This is a genomic window from Actinokineospora sp. NBRC 105648 (assembly GCF_030269645.1).
Taxonomy (GTDB): domain Bacteria; phylum Actinomycetota; class Actinomycetes; order Mycobacteriales; family Pseudonocardiaceae; genus Actinokineospora.
Map to the genome: position 1 here is coordinate 63,009 of NZ_BSTR01000022.1, position 25,087 is coordinate 88,095.

The following is a 25,087-nucleotide window of genomic DNA, read 5'->3' on the forward strand; positions in this document are numbered from 1 at the left end:
CCGCTCACCTGGTCGGCACGCGGTCACGGCGGTAGGCGAGGTCCCAGACCAGCTCGACCGGGCCGCGGGTGTGCCGACGCAGCCACCAGGTCGCGGCCACCAGCACCGTCGCCGAGACCACGAGGTGGCAGCCGACCGTCCACAGCAGACCGAGGTGGCCGAGTCGGCCGGTGAGGCCGAGTCCCCAGTCGTAGCAGAGGAACGCGGCCAGCAGGTTCTGCGCGACGTAGCAGGAAAGAGCACACCGTCCGACCGCGGTGACCGCACGGCGCAGCAGCCCGGGCGCACCCATCCGGTGAACCAGGGCGGTAACAGCACCGAGCAGGCCGAAGGCGACCACCGGCGCGGCGAGGTAGCGGTCGACCAGCGCCCACTGGGGACCGGCGTACGCGGTCAGCGCGTTGATCGGGATCCCCACCCCCAACCCCCAGGTGATCAGCCGTCGGCGAACGATCGCGCCACGGGCCGACCGCTCGAACGCTCCCGCCCGCAGGAGAGCGGCGCCCGCGAGGAAGAGCGCCGTGCTCAGCGGCAGGACGAAGATCGCCTCGGCGCGGAACGCGGCGGCGTGCTCAAGGCGCGTCTGGACCTGACCGAGCCAACTCGAGGTGTCCGCGGGCAAGGTGACCGAGGCGTCCCCGTTGGCCAGGGCAGCCGTCACCAATCCGACGAAGACCACGTGCAGCGCACCCGCGCCGATCATCCACCACCGCGCGGACACCCGGCCCACCAAGAACGCCACTGGGACCGCGACGACGGCGTAGTACATGAGCACGTCGAACTCGAACACCAGGACGTAGTGCAGCGCGCCCTCGACGAACAACAGCGCCGCCCGCAACGGGTAGCGCCCCGGCCAGCGCGCGCCGCGCCGCCGCGCCGAGGCCTCCTGCAGCGCCAGGCCGACGCCGAACAGGATCGAGAGCAGCGCGAGGAACTTGCCGTTGCTCAGGGTCCGCAACCCGGTCTCGACCGGGTCGCCCGCGCCGAGCGCCGCGCGGGTGGTGAAGATCCAGACGTTGGTGCCGAACGTGCCCAGGATCGCGATCCCGCGCAGCACGTCCAGGGCCGTGATACGGCCATCCCCCATGACTTCCCCCTTGTCGTGGCCTGCCCGCGACGCTAGGCGGGCCACGACGACGGCGCGTCCGTCGTCCGACGGAGCACGGGGTCACCCTTAAGTCAGGGAGTCACCCTCGAGTCAGGCGGAACGCGACCTCGGGCTCGGCGAAGTGCGCCGCGACGGCGGCGTCGGTCACCTCGGCGAGGGTCGCGGGCGACCACCGCGGGTCGCGGTCCTTGTCGATCACCTGGGCGCGGATGCCCTCCACCAGGTCGTGGTCGCGCAGGCAGGCGGCGGACACCCGGTACTCCTGGACCAGCACCGACTCGACGTCCGGCAGCTCGCGCGCCCGGCGCAGGGCGGCCAGGGTGACCTTGAGCGCGATCGGCGACTTGGCCTCGATCTCCTTGGCGACCGCGACCTGACCGTGGGCAGCCAGCCGGTCGAGAATCTCCTCGACGGTGTCGACGGCGAAACAGACATCGATCCACCCAGCCTGCTCGGCCAACCGGGAGGGCGGCGGGGTGACCGCGTACCCGACGAGGTCGAGGCTGCCCGACTCCAGGTGGGCGAGCAGCTCGGGAAGGCGGTCGCTGGTGACGAGGTGGTCGGCGAGGCCGCAGTGCACGGCGTCGGCGCCGGAGATGGTCGAGGCGGTCAGGGCGACGTAGGTGCCCAGCTCGCCGGGCGCGCGGGAGAGCAGGTAGGTCCCGCCGACGTCGGGGGCCAGGCCGATGCCGACCTCGGGCATCGCCAACCGGGTGCGCTCGGTGACCACGCGGACGGATCCGTGCGCGGAGACGCCGACGCCGCCGCCCATCACGATGCCGTCCATGATCGCCGCGTAGGGCTTGGGGTAGCGGGCGATCCGGGCGTTCATCCGGTACTCGTCGGCCCAGAACGCCAGCGCGGCCGAGCCACCCGCCAGGGCGGCGGCGTGGACCTCGCGGATGTCACCGCCGGCGCACAGCCCGCGCTCCCCCGCGCCGTCGACGACCACCGCGTGGACCCCGTCGTCAGCCGCCCAGGCGGCCAGGGCCGCGTCGACCTCGACGACCATGGCGTGGGTCAGGGCGTTGATCGCCCTGGGCCGGTTGAGCGTGATCCGACCAACGCCGTTGACCACCCGGGCAAGCACCTCGACCATCAGTTACTCTCCGCAACTTTCCCGCCGACAAATTGCCCCTGGTCCCGCCAGCTCAACACACCCTATGGTGGGACAACGAGTTAGGTGAGCCTAAGTTGACTACGGCAGGTAACGATGACGACACTGGACTCCCCCCAGCACCCGGCGGGCTTCGCCGCTGAGCTGCGCGGCGCCACCCGGGCCGAGCACGAACACGCCGAGCGGTCGGTGTTCGTGTCCGCCCTGCTCGACGGGCAGCTGCCCCGGGAGTCCTACGCGGCGCTGCTCGGCCAGAGCCTGCTGTTCTACACCGTCCTGGAGGAGGCCGCCGAGACCTGGCGGCCCGACCCGGTCGCGGGCCGGTTCGTGCTCGACGCGCTGCACCGGCGCGACGTGCTGGCGGCCGACCTGGCCTGGCTGCTCGGCCCGGACTGGCGCGCGTCGGTGCACCCGCTGGCCGCGACGCGGGCCTACGTCGAGCGCCTGCGCGAGGTCTGCTTCACCTCCCGCAGCGCTTTCGTGGCGCACCACTACACGCGCTACCTCGGCGACCTCTCCGGCGGCCAGATCATCCGCCGCAGGCTGCACGACGCCTACGGCCTCGACACCGACGGCGTCCGGTTCTACACCTTCGACGGGATCCCCAAGGCCAAGCCGTTCCGGGACATCTACCGCGAGCTGCTGGACGGGTCGCCGTGGACCGAGGGCGAGCGGGAGAACCTGGTCGCCGAGGCGAACGTCGCGTTCCGGCTCAACCGCGCCGTCTTCGACGACTTGGCGGTCGCGGCGGGACTCTGAGCGCGGGTTTGCAAGGGGCACCCGCGTCACCGCAGGGCGGTGGCCGCCACCGCGGTGACCGCGTCGGCGAGGGCGGACAGCGAGGGCGAGTCGAGCTTCCACTGCTGCCAGTACAGCGGCACGTCGATCGGGCGCTCGGCGTCGAGGTCGACCAGCCGCCCCGCCCGCAGGTGGGCCGCGGCCTGCGCCTGCGGAACCATCCCCCACCCGAGTCCCGCCACCACCGCGTCGAGGAATCCCTCCGACGACGGGATGTGGTGCCGGTGCCTGCTCGGCGGCGCGTCCGGGGCGTGCGCGCGGGTGAAGCGGTCCTGCAGGTCGTCCCTGCGGTCGAACACCACCACTGGTGCGGTGGGGAGGGAAGCGTGCAGCGGACCGGAAAGCCACTCGGCGGCGAACGCGGGCGTCGCGACAGGTCGGTAGCGCATGTTGCCCAGGGCTCGCACGGAGCACCCGGTGACCGGCTCCGCCAGCGAGGTCACCGCGGCCATCACCAGGCCGTCGCGCAGCAGGGTGGCGGTGTGATCCTGGTCCTCGCGGCGCAGCTCGAAGCAGGTCCGCAGGCGCGCGGGCACCTCGACCAGCGCGGGCAGGAACCAGGTGGCCAGCGAGTCGGCGTTGACCGCGACGGCGAGCCGCACGGGCTCGCCGGTGTCGGTCAGGCCGAGCTCGGCCCGGGTGTCGCGTTCGAGATGGGCCAGTTGGCGAGCGAAGCGGACCACCAGCACACCGGACTCGGTCAGCCGCACCGGTTTGGTGCGCGTCAGCAGCACCCGGCCGGTCCGCTGCTCCAGCGCCTTCACCCGCTGGCTCACCGCCGACGGGGTCACGTGCAGGGCGGTCGCGGCGGCGTCGAACGTGCCCTCGTCGACCACGGCCAGCAGGGTGCGGACGTGGTCCAGCGGCAGGTCGGTGATCACGATTCCTAATGATACGTAAGAATCTTTAGCTGTACTCACGGGACGGTCGTTCCTAGGGTCGGACCGTGCTCCTCACCGCGCTCGCCGGCTTCGGCACCGGTCTCTCGCTCATCGTCGCCATCGGCGCGCAGAACGCGTTCGTGCTCCGCCAGGGGATCCGCAGGCACGCGGTGGCCGCGGTGGTGGCGATCTGCGCGGGCTCCGACGCCGTCCTCATCGCACTGGGGGTGGGCGGCGTCGGGTCCGTGGTGCGGGCGTGGCCGCGCGCGCTGACCGCCGTCGCGCTGGTCGGCGGCGCGTTCCTGATCGGCTACGGGATCCTCGCCGCCCGCCGGGCGCTGCGGCCCGCGACCATGCCGCTCGACGGGCCGACCACCGGCTCCCCGCGCCGCGCGGTGCTGCAGGCGCTGGCGATGACCTGGCTCAACCCGCACGTCTACCTCGACACGCTGCTGTTGCTGGGCACCATCGCCGCCGCCCGGGGCGAGGCCCGCTGGGCCTTCGGCTTGGGTGCCGCGCTGGCCAGCCTGTGCTGGTTCACCGCGCTCGGCTTCGGCGCCCGACTGCTCAGCGGGTTCTTCCGCCGCCCGGGGTCCTGGCGGGTGCTCGACGCGCTGGTGGCCGCGACCATGGTCACCATCGGCGTCGGGCTGATCGCGGGCGCCTGAGCACGGGCGAGTCGCCGCGGTCGGAGCCGCACCGACCGACCGGGCCTGACCATCCACTGTGGATGGTCAGGCCCGGTCCGACTACCTGGCCCCGACCAGGTGCGCCACCTCGCGCGCCAACGTGCCCGGGTCGTTGAAGTAGGCCGTGTGGCCCACGCCGGTCCAGGTCAGCAGCTCCGAGCCCCGGATCTGCCTGGCCAGACCGACCGCCCACTCGTGCGGGGTGGACGGGTCGTGCTCGCCACCGACCACCAGGACGTTGGGCACGCCACGCACCGGCGTGGGCCCCCACGGGTTGGCCGGACGCACCGGCCACCCCGCGCATCCCGCCTGACCGTCCCACGCCTCGACGTACCCGCGCGTCACCGGCGCCACCCGCAGGATCGTCTGCTTGCGGGCGATCAGGTCGGCGGCCCCCCTGACGTCACTGGGGAAGTCGTGGCACCCGATGGTCCGGTACGTCCCGAGCCCACCTTCCCCCGACACCAGGGTCGAAGCGTCCGGGCTGGTCGCCATGGCGTCGCGCAACGCCTCGGCGAGCAGGGGCCACTGGCTGGTCAGGTAGAGCAGGGAGTACATGCCGAACCCGATCTGCTCGGCGTTGACCCCCTCCGGGAACCCTTGCGCGGGAATGGTTTCCCGATCGGCCCGGTCCAGCAGCGCCCGGTACTCGGCAACCACGTCACGCCCGTGCAACGCGCACTCGGCGGTGTCCGCGCACCACTGGGAGAATCGGGCGAACACGTCCTCGGTCACCCGCGCCTCGTCCAGCGCCATCCGCTCACTACCGACGGTGTGGTCCACCGCCCCGTCGAAGACCGCCGCCCGCACCCGGTTCGGGAACAGCTGGGCATAGGTCGCCCCGAGCAGCGTGCCGTAGGACAACCCCAGCCAACTGACCTTGTCCGCGCGCAACGCCACCCGCACGGCCTCGAAGTCCCGCGCCGCACTGACCGTGTCCACATGATCGATCAACGGCCCGGTCGCCTGCCGACAGGCGTCCCCGACCTCCCGGTTGTAGGCCACCAACCGCCGGTACTGCGCCTGCGTGTCGGGGTACTGGGTAACCCGCAGGTCGGTGGGCGACTTCGGGCAGGCGATCGCCGGACGACTCTCCCCCACCCCACGCGGGTCCACCCCGACGATGTCGAACCGATCCCGCAACTCCGCCGGGAACAACTCCGCCGCGAGATCCCGCACCAACGGCACGGCGGGCCCACCCGGGCCACCGGGATTGAAGTACAGCACCCCGATCCGCCGAGCCGGATCAGCGGCCTTGAGCCGCGCCACCGCCACCGTGATCCGCGCACCACCGGGACGCGACCAGTCCAGCGGCACCCCGATGTCGGTGCACTGCGCACCGCGCTCCCCACACGCGCGCCACCCAACCTCAACCGGTTTCGCCTGCGCGACAGCGGGTGCGACCCCGGCAACCACCCCCACCACCACAACGGCCGACACCAGCACTCGTCTCATGGTCCTCCTCACGTCGTCCACTTGGGAAGATCATGGTGTGGGCCCGCCACGACGGACATCGGTCCCGGGGATGACCGCGGGCTCATCCCACCGACGCAGGACCACGGTCCACTTCCCTTGACGACCAAGGGAAAACCCTGACCCACCCCCCGACCAGCCCCCAACGCCACCACCGCAGCGGAGAAGCCGACTCCGCTGGCAAGCAACAGAATCCCCACCCCACCAGACCGCAGCGGCAGGCCGACCCCGCTGGTATGCAACAGGATTTCCACCCCGCTGGAACGCAAGTCCCGCTACGGATGCTCGATCTGGTGGACTCGCTTCGTGTGGGGGGAGAGCACCGCTAAACTTGCCGGTGGTGGGGAATGCCCTTCACCCGCCCTTTTTTCACCACCGCGGTGCTCTAGGGGCCCCATACGAAGTGAGTTCACTAGATCGAGCCCCGCTTGTAACCTGGGCAACGAAGACGGCTACACCGAGGTGAGACCGAGCCTACACTCAAGCCCCGGACGCCGAAAAACTCCAACCAGAAACGGTTTCACCGCTCCACACCCGATACCCGGACAGCAATAAACCATCACCATTCACATTCCCATTCGCAGGAATCGGACAACCGTCTCATTTGTCCGCCCCGCCGGCGTAACGTCCTCCGCACGGTCGAACTGGAGGGTGACCCCATGAGTGCACCGATCATCCCCACCGCCCGCGGGAAACTACCGCTGCTCGGCCACGCGCTCCCCCTGCTCCGCAAGCCGGTGGCGTTCCTGAACTCGCTGCCCGCCCAGGGCGACCTGGTGCGGGTCAAGATCGGCCCGGTGGACGCCGTCATGGTCTGCGACGCCGAGCTGGCCAACGAGGTGTTCCGCGACGACCGCACCTACGACAAGGGCGGCGTGTTCGTCGACCGCGCCCGCGAAGTGGTGCACGACAACCTGTCCACCTGCCCGCACAGCATGCACCGCCGACAACGCAGGCTGTTGCAGCCCGCGTTCCACAACGCGCGGATGCCCGCCTACGCCGAGGTCATGGCGACCCAGATCGAGCGGGCGCTGGCGGGCTGGCGGGATGGGCAGGTGCTCGACGTGCCCCGCGAGATGTCGGTGCTGACGGTGAACGTCCTCAACGCCACCATGTTCTCCGACACGCTGTCCGAGCGGGCCGTGCGGGAGTCCTACGACGACGCCGAGGTCCTGGTGTCCGGCATCCTCAAGCGGATGGTGATGCCGGAGACCATCGCCCGGCTGCCACTGTTCGGCAACCGGGCTTTCCATCAAGCCGCCGCACGGCTGCGGCGCACGGTGAGCGAGCTCATCGAACAGCGCCGAGTCACCGGCGCCGACCACGGCGACCTGCTGTCCGCGCTGTTCCTCGCCCGCGACCCGGAGAACCCCGAGGAGGGCCTGACCGCCGACGAGATCGTCGATCAGGTGCTCACCTTCCACCTGGCGGGCAGCGAAACCACGGCGATGGCACTGAGCTGGGCCCTGCACCTGGTCGCCGCGCATCCGGAGGTCGAGCGCAGGCTGCACGCCGAGGTAGACACCGTCCTCAATGGACGAACAGCGAGCCACGCCGACCTGCCCCGGCTCGACCTGACCGCCCGGGTGATCACCGAGTCGCTCCGGGTCTGGACCCCGGGTTGGCTGTTCACCAGACTGGTCAGCACCGACACCGAACTGGGCGGGCACCAACTGGCAGCGGGCACGACCGTCGCCTACAGCCCATACCTGATCCACCACCGACCGGACCTCTATCCCGACCCGGAGCGCTTCGACCCCGACCGCTGGGACACCTCAACCGGCACCACTCCCCCGCGCACGGCCTTCATCCCGTTCGCCGCAGGCGCCCGCAAGTGCATCGGCGACAAGTTCAGCCTCACCGAAGCCACCCTGGCCCTGGCCACCATCGCCGGCCGCTGGCGGTTGGAACACGCCTCCGCACGGCAAGTGCGGCCGGCACTGTCGTTCGTACTCCGGCCACACAAGCTGCGGATGCGCGCGATCCGGCGGCAGGCGGGTGAGCGGGCCGTCAGCTGAGGGTCAGCGGGGCATCAGGGCCTGGTGTCAAGCTTGTTCCAGCAAGGCAAGCGGGACCGGAAAGACAGCGAGACAGCAAGACAACGGGAGAGGTGCCCGGAGCGGCTCATCGGGTTCCTGTTCTACCAGGAAGGGCCTCGGCCCACGCAGGTTCGAATCCTGCCCTCTCCGCTCAAAAGCGCACCACCAAGGCCGCTGGCAATCCCCGGTCTTGGTCTTCAATCCCTCAATCCCTCAATCTTTCAATCCCTCAGTCTTGAAATGCCGCGCCCGCTGGGGCGCAACACCCGCTACGCCAGTGCTCGATTGGGTGGACTGCCTTCGTGTGGGGGGAGAGCACCGCTAAACTTGCCGTGTGTGGGGATGCCCTTCACCCCACGCTTTTTCCCCACCGCGGTGCTCTAGGGGCCCCGCGCGAAGGTAGTCCAGCCAATCGAGCCCCGCTCTTACTCGGGCAGCTCGGACGGTGTGCCGCACACCGACCTACGGTCGACCTGCATGGTGGCTCATCGCTGGGGCTGCCCGAGGAAAAGATGAGGGGCTCGATCTAGTGAACTCGCTTCGTGCGGGGCCCCTAGAGCACCGCGGTGGAGAGAAAAGGGCAGGGTAAGGGCATCCCCACCCACGGCAAGTTTAGCGGCACTCTCCCCCCACACGAAGCGAGTCCACTAGATCGAGCATCCGTAGCGGGCGTTGCTTTCCAGCGGGGTCGGCCTCATCGCTGCGGTTTGCTTGGGGGGACGGAACCCTGTCGCGTGCGGGCAGGGTCGGCCTATCCGCTGCGGTTTAGTGGGGGACGGGCTTCTCTTGGGTGCTGGTGGGGTCGGCCTATCCGCTGCGGTGCCAACGGGGGCGGGATGCCGCTGCGGTTTGGCGGGGGCCGGACCTGTTGCTTTCCAGTGGGGTCGGGAGTCGCTTCTGCTTCGGTTTTGTGGTGTCAGCCCAGGTGTGAGATGTCGTTGACCAAGCGCACTGAGGCGTTGCCGTCTGGGTAGAACTCGACGATCGAGAGGGAGGCCAGGTCCAGGTGGAGTCGGAACAGCAGTGACGGGCCGACGTCCAGGCCCATCCTCAGCAGTGACTTGATCGGTGTGACGTGGCTGACCACGATCAGTGTGCGGCCGCCGAAGCGGGTGATCAGTTCGTCGCGGGCGCGGCGGACTCGGCGGTGTACTGCGTCGAAGCTCTCGCCGCCGGGGGCGGGTACTGAGGTGTCGGAGAGCCATTTGCCGTGTAGCTCTGGGTCGCGTTCGGCGGTCTCGGTGAAGGTCATGCCCTCCCACTGGCCGAAGTCGGTCTCGATCAGACCGTCGTGCGTCTCGACCTGTCCGCCGACTACCTGGGCCACCGCGGTCGCGGTCTGCCTGGTGCGGCCGAGCGGTGAGGCGATGATCGGGGTCTGGGCGTCGATCCCGTCCAGCTTGGCGATCCGTGCGGCCGCTGCGGCGGCTTGGCCCTCGCCCACCTCGGTCAGGGGGACGTCGCCGCGGCCGGAGTAGCGCTTGGCCACCGACATCTCGGTCTGCCCGTGTCGCAACAACAGGATCTTGGTCGGTGTGCCCTGGGCGCCGGACCAGCCCGCGGGCGAGGACCGGCGGGGCTCGGGGTCGGCGCACTGGGTGGGGCGGGTCTGCCTGCTCGGCTGGTCGGGCTGGGGCTGCTGGACCTGTTGTGCCTTGGCGCTGTCCTGGGCGTCCATCGCCTCGTTGGCCAGCCGGTCGGCGTGCCGGTTGCGCTCACGCGGGATCCACGTGTACGAGACGAACGCGAAGCCCGCGGCGATGGCGCGGGCCTCGTCGGCCAACGGCCGCATCGACGGGTGCTTGACCTGCCAGCGGCCGGACATCTGCTCCACCACCAGCTTGGAGTCCATCCGCGCCTCGACGGTGTCGGCGCCCAGTTCGGCGGCGGCGCGCAGGCCCGCGATCAGGCCTCGGTACTCGGCCACGTTGTTCGTCGCCACGCCGATGCCCTCGGCCCGCTCGGCGAGCACCGCGCCGGTCTCCGCGGCCAGGACCACCGCGCCGTAGCCCGCGGGCCCGGGGTTGCCCCGGGACCCGCCGTCGGCCTCGACCAGCACCCTCACAGGCCGGACTCCGGGGTGCGCACCAGGATCGTGCCGCACTCCTGGCACTCCAGGACCTCGTCGGCGGGGGCCTCGCGGATGCGTGAGATCTCCCGGGTGTCGATCTCGATCCGGCAGGCGCCGCACCGGCGCGAGCGCAGCAGGGCCGCCCCGATGCCCTTGACGGCCCGCCTGCGCTCGTAGAAGGCGAGCAGGTCCGCCGGGAGCCCGGGGACGATCTTGGCCCGGGTGCCGCCGCCGCGGGCGTCCTGGGTGTCGAGGTCGGCCAGGTTCTCGTCGCGGCGGTGCGTGGCGTCGGCCAGCGCGGCCTCGGCCTTGGCCAGCTCCACCCCGGTGTGCTGGGCGTCGCCCTGGACCGCCTCGCGGCGCTCCATCAGCTCCAGCAGGTCGTCCTCGAGCACCGACTGGCGGCGGCGCAGGGTGGCCAGCTCGTGCTCGACGTCGGTGAGCTGCTTGGCGTTCAGCGTTCCCCCGGCCAGCAGCCCGCGGTCGCGGTCCTCGCGGGCGCGGACCGCGTCGATCTCCTTCTCCTGCCGGGCGGCCTCGCGGTCGAGGTCGTCGAGCTGGGTGCGCACGGCCACGACCGCGTCGCGCCTGGCCCGCACGTCCTTCTCGGCGGCGGTGATCTCGGCCAGCTCCGGCATGCTGGTGCGGCGGTGGCGCACGCGGTCGAGGTCGGCGTCGACCTCGGCGAGCTCGAGCAGTCGGCGCTGGACGGCGGGATCGGCTTTCACCCGGTGAACCTCCCGGTTCGGGTCGGCGCCCCGGCGGACTGGGCGGTCCAGGGATCGGTGCGGCGGGCGGACACGTCGACGGTGACCGTACCGCCGATGGCCGCGCGTAGGATCTCCGCCGCCTGCCCGCACCACGGCCACTCGCTGGCCCAGTGCGCCAGGTCGACCAGCGCGGGGGCGCCGGGGGTGGCCAGGTGCTCGGCGGCGGGGTGGTGACGGAGGTCCGCGGTGACGTAAGCGTCGACACCGGCGGCGGTAGCGGTGGCGAGGTAAGAGTCACCCGCACCACCGGACACCGCTACCCGCCGGATCTTGCGGTTGGCGTCACCCGCGGCCCTTACCCCGCCCTCGGTGGCGGGGAGCGCGCGAGCGACGCGCTCGACGAACACGGCGAAGGGCTCGGCCTCGGGCAGCTCGCCGATCCGGCCGATACCCGTGCGGCCGTCCGGGTTCGGGTTGAGCGGGCCGGTGACGGTGAGCCCGATGGCCGCGGCCAGCGCGTCGGACACCCCCGGGTCAGCCGAGTCGGCGTTGGTGTGCGCGCAGAACAGCGCGATCCCGCCGCGGATCATGCGGTGCACCAGCGATCCCTTGGTGGTGTCGGCGGGCACCCCGTGCACCCCCTTGAGCAGCAGCGGGTGGTGGGCGACGACCAGCTGGGCACCGAGCTCGACCGCTTCGTCCACTGTGGACTCGACGGGGTCGACGCAGACCAGCACCCTGGTGATCTCCTCGGCCGGGTCACCGCAGACCAGCCCCACCGCGTCCCAGCTCTCGGCCAGGGCGGGCGGGTAGGCGGCCTCGAGCACGGCCACCGCGTCGGCGACGGTTGTCACGGGTGGACCTCCAGGGCGAGTGCGGCCAGCAGCGGGGCGCACTCCTCGGGTGAGCGGACGGCGATGCGGATGTGGTTCGGTCCGAGACCGGGGAACGTGTCACCGCGGCGCACGGCGATCCCCTTGTCCCGCAGGGCTTGCCGCAGGCCGGGACCGTCCTCGACCTCGATGAGCAGGAAGGGTGCGCGCGGGTCACCCAGCACAAGGGGTCCGAGCGCGGCTTGCAGCACCCGCCGGTGGTCGCGCGCCTCCACGGCGGCCAGCTCGGCCTCGGCGAGCGCGGGGGGCTCGCAACAGGCGACGACGGCCTCCAGGGCGAGCGTGCCGACCGGCCATTGTGGACGGTGGCAGGCGAGCCGGGCCAGCAGGTCGGGGTGGCCGATGGCGTAGCCGGCGCGCAGGCCGGGCAGCGCCCAGGTCTTGGTGAGGCTGCGGAAGACCAGCAGGTTGGGGTTCCGGTCGGCGGCGAGCGACTCGGGCTCACCGGGGATGGCGTCCATGAACGCCTCGTCGACCAGCACGGTGGCGCGCTCGGCCAGTTCCCGGATGGCGTCGGCGGGGTGCAGCGTGGAGGTGGGGTTCGTGGGGTTGCCCAGGACGACGAGATCGGCCTCGGGGGGCACGTCGGCGGGGTGCAGGGCGAAGTCGTCGTCCGGGCTGAGCAGGACGCGGCGCACGGGCACCCGGGCGGTGCGCAGGGCGACCTCGGGCTCGGTGAACGAGGGGTGCACCAGGGCGGCCTGGGTGGGCGCGAGGGCGGGCAGCAACGCGAACCCCTCGGCGGACCCGTTGAGGATCAGGACCTCGTCGGGCTCCCGCCCGTGCCGCGCCGCCACGGCCTCCCGGGCCCGGCGGTCGTCGGCGGCGGCCGGGTAGCTGCCGAGCCGGTCGAGCGCCTCGGCCAACCGGCGCCGCAACCACGTGGGCGGCCGCCCACCCCGCACGTTGACCGCGAAGTCGATCAACCCGGGCGCGGCGTCGACATCACCGTGGTGCCGGAGCAGGTCGTCGCTGGTCATCGCCAGGATTCTAGGCACCGCCGCCCGCCCGCCACGACCGACCTCGGCCGCGACGACACCCCGCGGTCCGGCTACCGCGTCCCCGGGGGCGGGCTGTCGAACCGACGCACGCGCTCAGTCGTCGAGTTCGGCCAGCGCGCCCAGGCCGTTGGCGCGCAGCCACCGCCCGGCCCGCCTGCGGGCCAGCTCGTCCCCGGAGCTGCACAGCACGATGTGCTGCTCCACCGCCACCGAGATCCGGTCGATGGCGGTCTGGCGCTGGTCGGCGGGGAGCCGCCACACCGACTCCGCCACCCACCACGGCTCGTGGTCCACACCCCGCTCCTTACCCTTGACCGCGTGCACATCTGCTTCGTCTGCACCGGCAACATCTGCCGGTCGCCCATGGCCGCGCTCGTCTTCGGCGAGCACCTGCGCCGGGCGGGCCTGGCCGACCGGGTCCGGGTGACCAGCGCCGGGGTCGACGGCTGGCACGTCGGTGACCCGGCTGACCCGCGGACCGCGCGGGAGCTCGCCCGCGCCGGGTACCCGACCACCCACGTGGCCGCCCTACTCGATGACGACCACCTGTCCGCCGACCTGCTCGTCGCGATGGACGAGGGGCACGTTCGCGCATTGCGGTCCCGAGTGCCAGACCCCGAACGCGTGACGTTGTTCCGCCTTTTCGACCCGGCCGCGGGCCCGGACCTGGACGTGCCGGACCCCTACTACGGTGGCGCCGCCGGGTTCGCCGAGGTCATGGCCATGATCGAGGCCGCGAGCCCGGGTCTGCTGGCCTGGGTGCGGACCCACGCAGCGTGACCGGCGGCGCCGAACTGGCGGTGGCCGAGTTGCTCGGCGTGCGGCCGGTCGGGTCGCACGCGCTCAAGGGGCACGTGTTCGAGGTCGAGACCGACGACGGCGACCTGCTGGTGGCCAAGCACGACCCGCGGCAGGACGCGGTCGCCGCCGAGGTCGCGGGCCTGGAGTGGCTGGCCGAGCCGGGCGCGGTCGCGGTGCCGCAGGTGCGCGCGCACGACCACGAGTGGCTGGTCATGGAGCAGGTCGAGCCCGCGGACCCCACCGCGGTAGCCGCCGCGGACCTCGGCCGTGGCCTCGCGGACCTGCACGGGGCGGGCGCGGACGCGTTCGGGGCGGCGCCGGGACCGGAGCGGGCGTGGATCGGGCTGGCGCCGATGCGCAACGTGCCCGCGCCGCGCTGGCCCGCCTGGTACGCCGCCGACCGGGTCGAGCCGTACCTGCGCCGGGCGGTCGACCTCGGTCTGCTCGACCGGGACGCCGCGGCCCCGGTGTACGCGGTGTGCGAGCGGATCGAGGACCTCGCCGGTCCGCCCGAGCCGCCCGCGCGGCTGCACGGTGACCTGCACAGCGGCAACGTCTTGTGGCAACGCGACCGGGCGTGGCTGATCGACCCCGCCGCGCACGGTGGTCACCGTGAGACAGACCTGGCGATGCTCGCCCTCTTCGGCTGCCCACAGCTCGACACCATCCTCTCCGCGTACGACGAACACGCCCCTCTTGCGGACGGGTGGGAGTCGCGTGTGCCGCTGCACCAACTGTTTCCGCTCTTGGTGCACGTGGTCCTCTTCGGCACCGGCTACGCGCGGCAAACAGTGTCGGCGGCCCGGGCGGCGCTGCGCGGGTGAGCCTGGCTTACCGTTGGGGTGTGCGGTTGAAACTGCTGCTCCGGCCCGGCTGGCTGCTGTCGGCGCTCGTCACGGTCGCCTTCGCCGTGACGTGCTTCACGCTGCTCGCGCCCTGGCAGTTCGACCGGCACACGGAGCGGGACGCGACCAACGCCGCGGTGCAGGCATCCTTCGACGCTCCGCCCGCGCCGCTCGGATCGGTGCCCGGGGACGAGTGGCGGAGAGTCACGCTCAAGGGCTCTTACCTCCCCGAGGCGGAAGCGCTAGCGCGGTTGCGCACGGTGCAAGGCGCGGCGGCGTTCGAGGTGCTCACACCATTTCGCCTTACCGACGGCTCGGTAGTGCTAGTCGACCGCGGGTTCGTACGTCCCGGCGAGGGTGTGCGAGTGCCCTCTTACGCCGCGCCGCCCTCTGGGCAGGTGGAACTCCTCGCGCGGGTCCGATTCGGCGAGTCGACACAGCGGGCCGCGTTCAACGAGGACGGCCGACGGCAGGTCTATGCGGTCGACCCAGCCGTAGTCGGCCAGGCCGCGAACTTGAGCATCCGTCCGGGCTACCTGCAGTTGGAGGTAGGAGCACCGGGTGTGCTCGGCGCGCTACCGCTACCGCAACTGGAAGCTGGACCGTTCTTGTCCTACGCGCTGCAGTGGATCGCGTTCGGCACGATGGCACTGCTCGCGCTCTTCTACTTCACCTGGCGCGAGATCAAGCCCGGCGGCTCCCTGGCGGAGACCCGATCGCGCCGCCAGTCCGTCTCGGAGATCTTGGCCGAAGACGAGGAACGCGAACGCGCGGAACTCAGCGGCGGCTGAACAAGGCCACCACGGCAGCGACAAATGCCGTAAGAGCACCGACCACGCGAGACAGCTCTACCGCGCGCGTCACGTGACCCGCGTCGGGCATCCGACCGTCACCCAGCACCGGGCGGTCCTCGACGCCGTAGGAATAGGCCGTCCGCCCGCCTAGCCGGACCTCCAGCGCCCCCGCGAACGCCGCCTCGACCCTGCCCGCGTTGGGGCTCGGGTGCGCCGAGGCGTCCCGCTGCCACGCCACCCATGCGCTGCGCCGGTTGCCGCCCACGACCGGGGCGCCAACGACCGTCAACCCCGCCGCTACTCGCGCGGGGACCAGGTTGACCACGTCGTCCAGCCGCGCCGACGCCCACCCGAAGCGCAGATAGCGGGGGGACCGGTGGCCCACCATCGCGTCCAGTGTGTTCACCGCGCGGTAGCCCAAGAGGCCGGGGACACCGAAGACAGCGCCCCACAGCAACGGCGCCACCACCGCGTCCGAGGTGTTCTCCGCCACCGACTCGACCGTCGCCCTGGCCATCGCCGGGCCGTCGAGCACCTCGGGGTCGCGGCCGCACAGGTGCGGGATCCGGGTCCGGGCGGCCTCGATCTCGCCCGCGTCCAGGTGCTTGCCGATCAACGCGCCCTCAGCCGCCAGCGACCGCCCGCCGAGCACGACCCAGGTGGCGACGGCCGTCGCGGCGGTCCGGACCAACGGGTTGCGCGCGCGCTCCGCGAGCACGCCCACGCCGACCGCGCCGCCGGTGAGCAGCGCCGTGTACACCGCGCCCGCCACCCGGTTGTCGCGGTAGGCGAGCTTCTCCAAACGCTGCGCGACCTGGCCGAACCCGGCGACCGGGTGACCGCGGCGGGGATCCCCGTAGACCGCGTCGGCGGCGACCCCCAACAGCAGTCCCAACGCGCGTGCGGCGGCCACCGGGCCCTCCTCCTGAGCTTTCCCCCTGGTGGGGGAACCGTATCGCGGGCGGGCGGCCGGGGTGCGCGGGTGTCGGCGGCTCGGGCTATCGTGGCCCGCCGTGGAGGACGAGCAGGGGCGCGACGTGGGCAGGCTCCAGCTCTACGCCTACCTGCAGCCGCGGGAGCACCACCACACCTACCTCGCGATCATGCGGCTGTTCACCTCGACGCTGCTGGCCGACCTGTCCGCGGGCGAGGTGTCCAGCGCGCTGGCCGCCGCCGAGCGCGACGGGCGCGTCGACATCGGCGAGTCGCACATCGACGTGGTGATCCCCCGGCTGCGGCAGCTGGTGGAGTGGGGCAACCTGGTGCACGGCCGCCGGGAGACGATCGCGGCGAGCATCGCGGAGTTCCAGCAGGGCTCGATGCGCTACCAGGTCAGCAAGCTCGCGGTCCGCGTCCAGCGCGACGTCGACGAGCTGCTGCGGGTGCCCGAGGGCGCCCGGGAGGTCTCCCGCGAGCTGCTCCCGGCGATCGAGCGCGGGGTCAGCGAGCTGGGCGAGGCGCTGGCCGTGGCGCTGTCGCGGTCCCAGCGCGACCCGGGGTCGCTGCCCGCCCGCCGGGCCCGCGAGCAGTTGGCCGAGCGGGTCACCACGCTGTTCCTGCAGCACGCCGAGCTCGCCGTGACGGTGCGCGACTTCTACGCCTACCTCGGCCAGATCCTCACCCGGCACCACCTGGCGCCCGAGGAGATCGCGGGCTTCCGCGACCTGCTGGTCGAGTACATCCAGCTGGTCGTGGAGGACGTGCTCCGGCACACCCCGGCCATCGCGGGCGCGTTGGCGAGCCTGGCCGGGGCGCGTCCCCAGCTGCTCGGGCTGCTGCGTCCCGCGGAGCAGCTGGGCACCGCGGTCGAGCGCACCCGCGGCCGCGGCAAGGCCGACTGGCAGGAGCTGACCGACTGGTTCGCCGACCGGCCGGGCAACCCGAGCCAGGTCACCGCGTTGCGGGAGGCGACCACCCGGGCGATCGGCACGCTGCTGGCCACGGTCCGCCGGGCCACCACCGGCGGCGGGTTGCTGCCGAGCAGGCGGGCCGAGCTGATCACGCTGGCGGGCTGGCTCGACGCGGCTGAGCCTGACCGGGCGCACGCGATCTACGCGGCCGCCTTCGGCCTGTACTCCGCGCGCAACCTGCTGCCCGCGCCAGAGCACGACGGCGACGACGAACACACCCCCTGGCGTGACGGGCCCGCGCTGGACGTGTCGGTCAGCGTGCGCGGCCGGGGCGACCGGGGCGCGCGCGGGCGGACCTCGCGGATCATGGACGACCCGATCACCGAGCAGGGGCTGCTCGCGCAGGCCCGCGAGGCCGACGAGGCCCGTGAAGCCGCGGCGGCGGAACTCGCGGCGGCCGCGGCGAACCTGGACGAGGTCACGCTGTCCGGCCCGGCGCTGGGCGCGCTGTGCGAGCTGCTGACGCTGGCGATGGCGCAACGCGAGGGCGCCGCCGACCCGGGCGCGGCCACCGACCAGGTGCGCGGCTTGGCGCTCACCCTCACGCCGGAGAACGGTCACACCACGCGCATCCGCAGCACCGCGGGCACGTTGACGTTGCGCGACACCATCTTGGGGATCAGTCGCGTCGAGACGGGTAAGAAGGTGCGCGATGGCCGCTAAGACGGAGGTCTTGGGCAACCTCTCCGACATCGACGCGGGCAACGTCGCCCGTTGCGCGAAAGTCTTGCTGCGTCACCCTCTTCTCCGCCCCGGCGGGCCGGACGGCGACCTCTTGCCGCTGGTTTACCGCTATCGCGTGTCACTGCAAGAGATGTTCGCGAGCCTCTTGGGCTACCGCTTGGTGGTGGAGCGCCGCTTTGCGCGGCTCTACAAGACCGGCCCAGGCGAAGACAGCACGCGCGGGGAGCCCGGCCTCTCCCCAAGGGCGTACGCGTACGTCTGCCTGACGATGGCAGCGCTAACCGGTGTGGGGCGCCAAGTCCTGCTCTCCCGACTGGTGGCCGACGTACGCGCCGCCTCAGCCGAGGCGGGCATCCGACTGGCCGACGACGTCACCGATCGCCGTGCGCTCACCGCCGCGCTGCGCCACCTGATCGGCCTCGGGGTGATCACCGAGACCGACGGCACGGTGGCGGGCCTGATCTCCGAGGTGCCGCCGGAGGCCCTGATCACCATCCACACCGACCTGCTCGGCCAGCTGCTCGCGGGCCCGCTCGCCGAGGCGCGCTCGGCCGACGAGCTGGTCGAGCTGGCCGCCGCGCCGGGGCAGTTGGGCACCGAGCACGCGGTGCGGCGCAGGCTGGTGGAGAACCCGGTGACGCTGCACGCCGACCTGCCCCGGGCCGAGGCCGAGTGGCTGCTGCGCGGGCAGCGCCGGGAGTCGGTGCTGCTGGAGCGCTGCTTCGGGCTGATCACCGAGATCCGGGCCGAGGGCGTGGCGGTGACCGACCCGGAGGAGTACCTGACCGACGTGGTCTTCCCGTCCACCGGCACGGTCGCCCGCATCGCCCTCTTGGCTTTGCCGGAGCTCTTGGCCGAACGGTTCGAAGAGTCCACAACGGACACGGAGGACTCGGGACCCGCAAGAGCGGACGGTCGGGTCGCGGTGAGCCACGCGACGCTGCGCGAGGTGTGCGAGCGGCTGGTCGAGGACTACCCGGCGGCGTGGTCGCGGCAGGCGACCGAGGACCTGGACGCGCTGGTGGCCGACGTGGCCGAGCTGCTGGTCCGGCTGACGCTCGCGCGCCCGGACGGCGACGGCTGGCTGATCAGCCCCGCCGCGCACCGCTGGCTGCCGCAGCCCGACGACTCCCCCGGCAGGCCTGCCGTGGTGTCCGAGCTGCCGCCGGAACCGGGGTGGTCGTTGTTCGACGAGGAGGGGACACCGTGACCGTTGGGCTCGGGCACGACCCGGACGAGCGGGACGAGCCGCTGTTCGGTCGCTGGCGGCTGCACCGCGGCGGGATCGTCAACATCTGGCAGTACCGCGAGCAGACCTTCGACTTCTCCGGCGGCCGGGCGATCTTCCAGGGCACCAACGGCTCGGGCAAGTCGCGCACGCTGGAGCTGCTGCTGCCGCTGTGCCTCGACGGCGACCTGCGCTACCTGGGCTCCAAGGGCGCGGGCACGGTGTCCATCCGGCGGCTCATGCTCGACGACTACGACGGCGGCCCGAACCGGATCGGCTACGCCTGGATCGAGCTGCACCGCACCACGCCCGCGGGCGCCGACGAGTACCTGACCTGCGGCATCGGGGTGAAGGCCTCGGCGACCTCCCAGCAGATCAGCGACTCGTGGCGGTTCGTCACACCGTCGCGGGTGGGCACGCACTTCCAGCTCGCTTCCGCTGACCGCGTACCTCTTGGACCGGCCGCGTTGCGCGAAGTCCTTGGGGCAGACAGGGTCTACGACGAGGCCGCTTTCCGCGCGAAGGTAGCGGAGACCGTCTACGGCGTGCCTGCCGCGCGCTACGGCGACCTCTTGCACCTACAGCGCACCTTGCGCAACCCAGACATCGGTCTGAAGGTCCAAGACGGTCAGCTGGAGCAGATCCTCTCCGACGCGCTACCGCCGCTGGACGCGGGCGTGGTCGAGCAGTTGGCCACCTCGTTCGAAGACCTCGAGTCGATCCGGGAGAACATCGGGCGGCTCAGCGCGGCCGACGCGGCGATGAGCGCGTTCCTCTCCGGCTACTCCGGCTACGCCCTCGGCGCGCTGCACGCCGCCGGTAGTCGTTCCCAGGCCGCCGGTCGCGCGCTGGAGAGCGCGCACGCGGAAATCCGCAAGCTGGAAGGGAAGCTGACCACCGACGGCTCCCGGCACAGCGCGGCCGAGGAGCACGTGCGCGTGCTGGAGGAGCGCGACGCCGAGCTGGAGAACAGCATCGACTCGCTCAAGTCGTTGCCCGCCTACCAGGGCCTGCGCGACCTGCAGGACCGCGAGAAGCTGGTCGAGCGCACCCGCGAGGCGGCGGGCGCGGCGCTCGACAACGCCGGTGTGCAGCGCAACCACGCCGACCGCGCGGTGGAGACCGTGCTGACGGTGCTGCGCAGACTGGGTGGCGACCTGGAGGACGCGGGCGAGCTGGCGCAGTCCACCATGGCGGACGTGGCCGCCGCCGGGCTGGACGCGGCGCTGTGCCCGCCGGTCCCGGTCGCGCCGAGGCCGGTGCCGCGCACCGAGTCCGACACCGTGCGCGCCAAGCCCGACCCCGAGGCTGAGCCGATGGCCATCCAGCGCCGCACGCCGCCGGAGGTGGCGCCCGACCAGCTCGCCGAGGCGCTCGCCACGGCCGCCGGGATGGCGGGTGACCTGGCGAGCGTGGTCGCTCGCCGGGCCGCGCTGGCGATGTCGCTGCACGACCGGTCGAACGCGCTCGACGCCGACCGGCAAGAGCTGGACAAGCTGCAGGCCGGGGCCCGGGACGCGCAGATCGAGGCCACCGAGGCGGCCGGGCGGCGCAACGAGGCCCGGCAGGGTTTCGGCGTGGCCGCGCAGATGTGGCGCGAGCAGGCGGCGCGGTGGACCAGCGCCGGGCCGTTCGCCGAGGAGCACGCCGCGCGTCCGCCGCGCCCGCCGTCGGCCGAGGACGTGCAGGCCGGGCCGGAGTCGACCCGGGCGGCCAGGGACGCCGCCCGGCAGTGGGCGGCCCCGCACCTGGCCGGGCTGCGCCAGCGGGTCGTGGCCGCGCGGCAGGGCGTGGACGAGCTGGTCGGCCGGATCAAGGACGGCGAGGCCCGGCTGATCGAGCTGCGCAAGGGCACTGACGCGATCCCGCCCGGCCACCTGGCCGAGGGTGTCGCGGGCGCGCCGTTCTACCGGCTGGTCGACTTCGCCGAGGGCCTCGGCACCGCCGAGCGCGCGGGCGTGGAGGCGGCGTTGCAGGCCAGCGGCCTGCTGACGGCGTGGGTGCACCCCGACGGTGGCCTCGGTTCCGCCGACCTGGCGGGCCTGCTGGCCACTGTGGACGGTGCGGCGCCGCGGTCGCTGGCCGCCGCGCTGGTCCCGGCGGTGGAGCCGGGCGGACCGGTGCCCGCGTCGGTCGTGGCCGCGCTGCTCGCGTCGGTGTCCTACGACGAGGAGTACGCCGGTCTGGCCGTGTGGCCGTCCGGCCGGTGGCGCGCGGGCGTGCTGCGCGGGTCGATGACCAAGCCGGAGGCCGAGTTCGTCGGCGCGGGCGCCCGCGCGGCGGCCCGCGAGCGGGCGATGGCCGAGCTGTCGGCGACCCTGGAGTCGCTGCACGACTCGGTCGCCACCGCCGAGGCGGAGCTGCGCGAGCGCACCCGCGGGGTGGAGGTGTGGGACCAGCACCTGGACGCGTTCCCCGACGACCGCGAGTTGATCGGTGCCCGCGCGACAGCCGCGCAGGCGGGCCGCCAGGCCGACGAGGCGGCGGCCAAGGCCGAGCGCCGCCGCACTGAGCACCTGGCGGCCGAGGGCCGGTTCCTGGCGATGGAGACCGAGCTCGCTCAGGACGCGGGCGCCGCGGGCCTCACCCCGGACACCGAGGCGCTCGGACAAGCGCACCGCGCGGCCACGCAGGCGCGCGGGTCTGCGGAGAGCCTGCGCGATGCGTTGGCGAAGAGGTCTGCGGGCACCGTGCGCGACTTGGTCGAGGCGCTGCACGACCACAACGCGGCGGTCGACGATCGAGAGACCGCCGAACGAGTCGCCGACGAAAAGTGTGTGGCCTTCCACCGTGAGGCGTCAGCGCTAGCCGAACTGACAGCGGCGGTAGGCGGTGAGGCGGAAGAGGTCGCGCAACAGCTCGCGGACCTTGAGCGTCAGCGGCGCGCCGCGCGACAAGAGCTTCCGGAGGCCCGGAAGGCCGCTGGCGAGCTGTCGAACCAGGTAGTGAAGACCCAGACTCTCTTGGACACCCGCGCCGGAGAGATCGACGGCAAGCGGTCAGCCGCCCGAACAGCGGCGCAAGCGTTTGCCGAGGCGTTGGACGCGCCCGGCGCCTGGCCTGCGGCGCTCGACGAGGACCGGCCGTCGAGCGACGACGACGCGTGGGCGCTGGTGGAGACCGCGGTCGCCGAGTCGAAGCGGTTGCCGAGCGAGGAGAACGTCCTCACCAAGTTGCAGGCGTTGCAAGCCTCGTTGGCCGGGACGCACAACGTGCTGCCTGAGCGGCACGCCGGGATCCTCACCGTGGTCGTGTCGGCCGAGGAGGGCCCGGCACCGGTCGCGGTCGCCGCCCGGCGGGTGGCCAACCGGCTGGCCGAGCGGCGCGGGTTCCTCACCGAGCAGTACCAGGGGATCTTCGCCCTGCACCTGGTGCGCGAGCTGGCCGAGCGGCTCTCGGCGCAGATCTCCGTGGCCGAGGACCTGACCCGGCGGATGAACGAGGTGCTGGACTCGGCGCGCTCGAGCCAGGGCGTGCACGTGCAGCTGGAGTGGCAGCCTGCGGCGTGGCTCGACGAGGCCACCCTGGAGGCGCTGCGGCTGCTGCGGGTGCCGTTCGCCCAGCGGACCGAGGAGCAGGACACCCGGCTGCAGCAGGTGTTCACCGAGCGCATCGAGTCCGAACGCGACAGTGCGGCAGGCGGTTACGGCGAGATCTTGGCGCGGGCGCTGGACTACCGGTCGTGGTTCGCCTTCACCGTGCGGGTGCGCGACACCGGCCCGGACGGCAAACCGCGCTCGCGGCGGCTGCGCCAGCTGTCCTCCGGTGAGACGCGGTTGATCTCGTACGTGACCCTCTTCGCCGCGGCCGCCGCGTTCTACGGCGCGATCTCGGCGGGCCTGGCCGCGTCGATGTCGCCACTGCGGCTGGTGCTGCTGGACGAGGCGTTCGAGCGGCTCGACGACCCGACCATCGCGCGGATGCTGGAGCTGCTGGTCGACCTGGACATGGACTGGGTGATCACCTGGCCGAGCGGCTGGGGCGTGTCCGACCGGATCCCGCGGATGCACATCTACGACGTGCTGCGCCCGAAGTCCGGCCACGGCGTGGCCTGCACGCACACCACCTGGGACGGCGCCGGACTGGAGCGCGACGACCCGTGACCGACGTGGAGCTGGGCCGCCCGGAGTACGCGGTGCTGTGGAAGCAGGCACGCACCGCGGTGGCCCGCGGGCAGGTCCGGCTGGGCTACAAGGCACCGGACGCGGCGGCGGCCACCGCGGTGTCGGCGCTGCTCGGCCGCGAGCTGACCGCGGGCGTGGGCACCACCATCGCGGTGACCGACCTGGACGCCCGCCTGCGCGCGGTGTTCCACTGTGGACTGGAGGACGTGCTGTCCGCCGGATTCGTGGCTCAGGCGGTCTCCGGGCCCGCGGCGGCGGACGAGGTCCTGCACGCGGCCGTGGCAGGCCTGCCGGTGCCGTGGGCGGCGCAGTGGGTCGACCAGGTGCGGCGCTACGCCAAGATCGCCCCGGACCGGCTCGCCGCGCTCGCGGGCACCGCCGTGCAGATCTTGAGCCGGATCCACCTCGATCCCGCGGGGCCGCCCAGTTCCTGGGTGGTCCGGGCCGACCTCGGGCCAGACCTCGACCGCGGCCGACGACTCGGCGGCGTGGTCCTGCGCGGGGCAGCCCTGGCCCACGGCTTGCCCCTGCCCCGGTCGGCGGAGGAGGAGCGCCGCCTGTGGGAACGCTGCGGCGTACTGGTCGACGGCCTGTCTACAACCGTGCTGACGTGGGCCTTTCCGGGTTTCGACGATCGGACGGCGGCCGGTCTGCCCGGCCACCTGACCATCCGGGACGCGGTGCCGGCGGGAACGGTGGCGGTGGTGTGCAGCAGCCCACGAGTCCTTGAGGAGGCCATCGCCGCCGGAGTACGCCACCCGATCGTGTGCTTGTCCGGCCACCTGAACCCGGTGGCGCGGCACGTGTTGCCGCGACTGACCGGCGCGCGGGTGCACTGCGACTTCGACGCCCACGGCCTCCTGATCGCGGGCCAAGCCCTGGCCCTGACCAACGGCACCCCGTGGCGGATGGGCGCGGACGACTACCGATCGGCGCTGGAACTCGCCCGCCGCGACGAACTCGACCTGCCACCGCTGGGCGCCGAACCCGGCCCGGCCCCTTGGGACCCGTCGCTGATCGAGGCGATGCGCGCCGGATGGGCGGTACCAGAGCACTTGGTGGCCGACTTGCTGGTGGACGACCTCAAGCCGTGACCGCCCGGCCGCACGCGGTGGGTGGGTCGCGCAGCAGGTCGTCCAGCCTTTCGCGCGGTGTATCCCAGTCGAGGGTCTGCCGGGGGCGACCGTTGAGTTCGAGAGCGACGGCGTCGAGGTCGACCTGGGTGTGCCCAGCGAGGTCGGTTCCCTTGGGGAAATACTGGCGGAGCAGGCTGTTGGTGTTCTCGTTGCTGCCTGCGCGCCAGGGCTCGAGCGGATCGCAGAAGTAGATCGGCATATCGGCGGCGATGGCGAGGTTCTCGTGCGCGGTGAGTTCGCGGATCTGAGCCCGCTTGGGCTTGACGCGCAGGAAGTCGGGCAGGGTTTCCATTTTCCTCGCCAAGAGGTAGGCGACGCGTTCCGGCGCGCGGTCATACGGAATCCGCACGAGCAGCACGAACCGGGTGTCCCGCTCCACGAGCGTGCCGATCTGGGAGGTGCCGTTCATCCCCAGGATGAGGTCGCTCTCCCAGAACCCGGGGACCGCCCCGTCCTCGGTCACCTTCGGCCGCTCACTGATCATGACCGTGTCCACCGTCCTGGTGCGGGTCCTCTGGGCCGGGTCGACCCGGCGCGTCCACCCCGTGCGCAGCGCCGACTTCAGCTGAGCCCGCAGCTCACCGCGAGCCTGCACGAACAGCGTCCGGTAGATCGTCTCGTGCGGCACGCACCTGTCCTCTTCATCGGGAATCTCAGATTCTGCCACTGATCTGCCCGTCGACTACGTGCTCCGCAGCGCACCCCACAGCGATTGTCGCGCCCGACCGGCCATGACCGAGCACCCCCTACGACACCGGTCATGACCACGCACGGCATCGCCCCCT

General features: G+C 72.4%; 21 protein-coding genes and 1 tRNA gene. 11 read left to right on the forward strand and 11 right to left on the reverse strand.

Translation table 11 applies throughout. The features are described 5' to 3' along the window. Positions 1–4 precede the first annotated feature (4 nt). Positions 5–1,087: a DUF418 domain-containing protein gene (locus QSK30_RS20150; protein WP_285504846.1), complete on the reverse strand. Its 1,083-nt coding sequence runs from the start codon at positions 1,085–1,087 to the stop codon at positions 5–7. Positions 1,088–1,187: 100 nt separating this feature from the next. Further along, on the reverse strand, positions 1,188–2,207 hold the full coding sequence (locus QSK30_RS20155) for an enoyl-CoA hydratase/isomerase family protein (protein ID WP_285504848.1): 1,020 nt from the start codon (positions 2,205–2,207) through the stop codon (positions 1,188–1,190). Positions 2,208–2,321: 114 nt separating this feature from the next. Here QSK30_RS20155 and QSK30_RS20160 point away from each other — a divergent pair, with 114 nt between their 5' ends. After that, complete coding sequence (locus QSK30_RS20160; RefSeq protein ID WP_285504850.1) at positions 2,322–2,984, forward strand: biliverdin-producing heme oxygenase; 663 nt, start codon at positions 2,322–2,324, stop codon at positions 2,982–2,984. A gap of 26 nt (positions 2,985–3,010) precedes the next feature. Here the strand turns inward: QSK30_RS20160 and QSK30_RS20165 are convergent, their stop codons facing one another. Further along, complete coding sequence (locus QSK30_RS20165; protein ID WP_285504851.1) at positions 3,011–3,904, reverse strand: LysR family transcriptional regulator ArgP; 894 nt, start codon at positions 3,902–3,904, stop codon at positions 3,011–3,013. 65 nt (positions 3,905–3,969) lie between these two features. Between QSK30_RS20165 and QSK30_RS20170 the strand changes: the two genes are divergently transcribed. Next, entirely contained in the window at positions 3,970–4,572 is a 603-nt protein-coding gene (locus QSK30_RS20170; RefSeq protein WP_285504853.1) for a LysE/ArgO family amino acid transporter, read from the forward strand. Positions 4,573–4,653: 81 nt separating this feature from the next. Here QSK30_RS20170 and QSK30_RS20175 read toward each other — a convergent pair whose 3' ends face one another. Further along, a complete protein-coding gene (locus QSK30_RS20175; protein WP_285504854.1) occupies positions 4,654–6,048 on the reverse strand; it encodes an alpha/beta hydrolase in 1,395 nt (464 codons plus the stop codon). 677 nt (positions 6,049–6,725) lie between these two features. Here QSK30_RS20175 and QSK30_RS20180 point away from each other — a divergent pair. Beyond that, the gene (locus QSK30_RS20180; protein ID WP_285504856.1) at positions 6,726–8,084 is read left to right on the forward strand and encodes a cytochrome P450; all 1,359 of its coding nucleotides are present in this window, start codon (positions 6,726–6,728) and stop codon (positions 8,082–8,084) included. An 86-nt stretch (positions 8,085–8,170) separates the two neighbouring features. Continuing rightward, positions 8,171–8,255 (forward strand) — tRNA-Arg (locus tag QSK30_RS20185). Positions 8,256–9,021: 766 nt separating this feature from the next. Here QSK30_RS20185 and QSK30_RS20190 read toward each other — a convergent pair. From QSK30_RS20190 to QSK30_RS20210, 5 genes are all read right to left on the reverse strand, one after another. Next, positions 9,022–10,164: a bifunctional RNase H/acid phosphatase gene (locus tag QSK30_RS20190; protein WP_285504931.1), complete on the reverse strand. Its 1,143-nt coding sequence runs from the start codon at positions 10,162–10,164 to the stop codon at positions 9,022–9,024. A 2-nt stretch (positions 10,165–10,166) separates the two neighbouring features. Next, positions 10,167–10,904: a zinc ribbon domain-containing protein gene (locus QSK30_RS20195; protein WP_285504857.1), complete on the reverse strand. Its 738-nt coding sequence runs from the start codon at positions 10,902–10,904 to the stop codon at positions 10,167–10,169. Beyond that, positions 10,901–11,740, reverse strand: coding sequence for a Nif3-like dinuclear metal center hexameric protein (locus tag QSK30_RS20200; protein ID WP_285504858.1), 840 nt, complete (start codon positions 11,738–11,740; stop codon positions 10,901–10,903). Before QSK30_RS20200 ends, QSK30_RS20195 begins: the two co-directional genes overlap by 4 nt. Then, positions 11,737–12,759 carry an Rv2231c family histidinol phosphate aminotransferase CobC gene (gene cobC / locus QSK30_RS20205; RefSeq protein ID WP_285504859.1) on the reverse strand — a complete coding sequence of 341 codons (1,023 nt, stop codon included), beginning with the start codon at positions 12,757–12,759 and terminating at the stop codon, positions 11,737–11,739. Before cobC ends, QSK30_RS20200 begins: the two co-directional genes overlap by 4 nt. A 114-nt stretch (positions 12,760–12,873) precedes the next feature. Further along, complete coding sequence (locus QSK30_RS20210) at positions 12,874–13,074, reverse strand: hypothetical protein (RefSeq protein ID WP_285504860.1); 201 nt, start codon at positions 13,072–13,074, stop codon at positions 12,874–12,876. 24 nt (positions 13,075–13,098) lie between these two features. On the opposite strand from QSK30_RS20210, the gene QSK30_RS20215 reads away from it, so the two are divergent. From QSK30_RS20215 to QSK30_RS20225, 3 genes are read left to right on the forward strand one after another with little or no spacing between them, the layout of a single operon-like run. After that, on the forward strand, positions 13,099–13,560 hold the full coding sequence (locus tag QSK30_RS20215) for a low molecular weight protein-tyrosine-phosphatase (RefSeq protein WP_285504862.1): 462 nt from the start codon (positions 13,099–13,101) through the stop codon (positions 13,558–13,560). Beyond that, positions 13,557–14,405, forward strand: a complete 849-nt coding sequence (locus QSK30_RS20220) for a fructosamine kinase family protein (protein ID WP_502871856.1) — start codon at positions 13,557–13,559, stop codon at positions 14,403–14,405. The genes QSK30_RS20215 and QSK30_RS20220 overlap by 4 nt, the downstream gene beginning before the upstream one ends. A gap of 20 nt (positions 14,406–14,425) precedes the next feature. Beyond that, a complete protein-coding gene (locus tag QSK30_RS20225; protein ID WP_285504864.1) occupies positions 14,426–15,217 on the forward strand; it encodes an SURF1 family cytochrome oxidase biogenesis protein in 792 nt (263 codons plus the stop codon). Here the strand turns inward: QSK30_RS20225 and QSK30_RS20230 are convergent. Continuing rightward, positions 15,204–16,133, reverse strand: coding sequence for a cobalamin biosynthesis protein (locus QSK30_RS20230; protein WP_285504866.1), 930 nt, complete (start codon positions 16,131–16,133; stop codon positions 15,204–15,206). The two genes, QSK30_RS20225 and QSK30_RS20230, sit on opposite strands and share 14 nt — an antisense overlap. 100 nt (positions 16,134–16,233) lie before the next feature. Here QSK30_RS20230 and QSK30_RS20235 point away from each other — a divergent pair, with 100 nt between their 5' ends. Genes QSK30_RS20235 through QSK30_RS20250 form a run of 4 tightly spaced genes read left to right on the forward strand, consistent with a single transcriptional unit; the run spans position 16,234 to position 24,260 of the window. Then, positions 16,234–17,793 (forward strand): DUF2397 domain-containing protein, encoded by a 1,560-nt coding sequence (locus QSK30_RS20235; protein ID WP_285504867.1) that lies wholly within the window; start codon positions 16,234–16,236, stop codon positions 17,791–17,793. Further along, the gene (locus QSK30_RS20240; RefSeq protein WP_285504868.1) at positions 17,783–19,024 is read left to right on the forward strand and encodes a TIGR02678 family protein; all 1,242 of its coding nucleotides are present in this window, start codon (positions 17,783–17,785) and stop codon (positions 19,022–19,024) included. The genes QSK30_RS20235 and QSK30_RS20240 overlap by 11 nt, the downstream gene beginning before the upstream one ends. Next, entirely contained in the window at positions 19,021–23,145 is a 4,125-nt protein-coding gene (locus tag QSK30_RS20245; RefSeq protein WP_285504870.1) for a TIGR02680 family protein, read from the forward strand. The genes QSK30_RS20240 and QSK30_RS20245 overlap by 4 nt, the downstream gene beginning before the upstream one ends. After that, positions 23,142–24,260 carry a TIGR02679 domain-containing protein gene (locus tag QSK30_RS20250; RefSeq protein WP_285504872.1) on the forward strand — a complete coding sequence of 373 codons (1,119 nt, stop codon included), beginning with the start codon at positions 23,142–23,144 and terminating at the stop codon, positions 24,258–24,260. Before QSK30_RS20245 ends, QSK30_RS20250 begins: the two co-directional genes overlap by 4 nt. Here the strand turns inward: QSK30_RS20250 and QSK30_RS20255 are convergent. Continuing rightward, entirely contained in the window at positions 24,250–24,969 is a 720-nt protein-coding gene (locus tag QSK30_RS20255) for an IS30 family transposase (protein WP_285504873.1), read from the reverse strand. The genes QSK30_RS20250 and QSK30_RS20255 overlap by 11 nt on opposite strands. Between the last annotated feature and the right edge of the window lie 118 nt (positions 24,970–25,087).

What these genes read in the sequence shown, in the direction of transcription:
- cobC (WP_285504859.1), bottom strand. Translation starts at nt 12,759, where the DNA reads ATGACCAGCGACGACCTGCTCCGGCACCACGGTGATGTCGACGCCGCG.
- QSK30_RS20160 (WP_285504850.1), top strand. Translation starts at nt 2,322, where the DNA reads ATGACGACACTGGACTCCCCCCAGCACCCGGCGGGCTTCGCCGCTGAG.
- QSK30_RS20155 (WP_285504848.1), bottom strand. Translation starts at nt 2,207, where the DNA reads ATGGTCGAGGTGCTTGCCCGGGTGGTCAACGGCGTTGGTCGGATCACG.
- QSK30_RS20150 (WP_285504846.1), bottom strand. Translation starts at nt 1,087, where the DNA reads ATGGGGGATGGCCGTATCACGGCCCTGGACGTGCTGCGCGGGATCGCG.
- QSK30_RS20175 (WP_285504854.1), bottom strand. Translation starts at nt 6,048, where the DNA reads ATGAGACGAGTGCTGGTGTCGGCCGTTGTGGTGGTGGGGGTGGTTGCC.
- QSK30_RS20240 (WP_285504868.1), top strand. Translation starts at nt 17,783, where the DNA reads ATGGCCGCTAAGACGGAGGTCTTGGGCAACCTCTCCGACATCGACGCG.
- QSK30_RS20180 (WP_285504856.1), top strand. Translation starts at nt 6,726, where the DNA reads ATGAGTGCACCGATCATCCCCACCGCCCGCGGGAAACTACCGCTGCTC.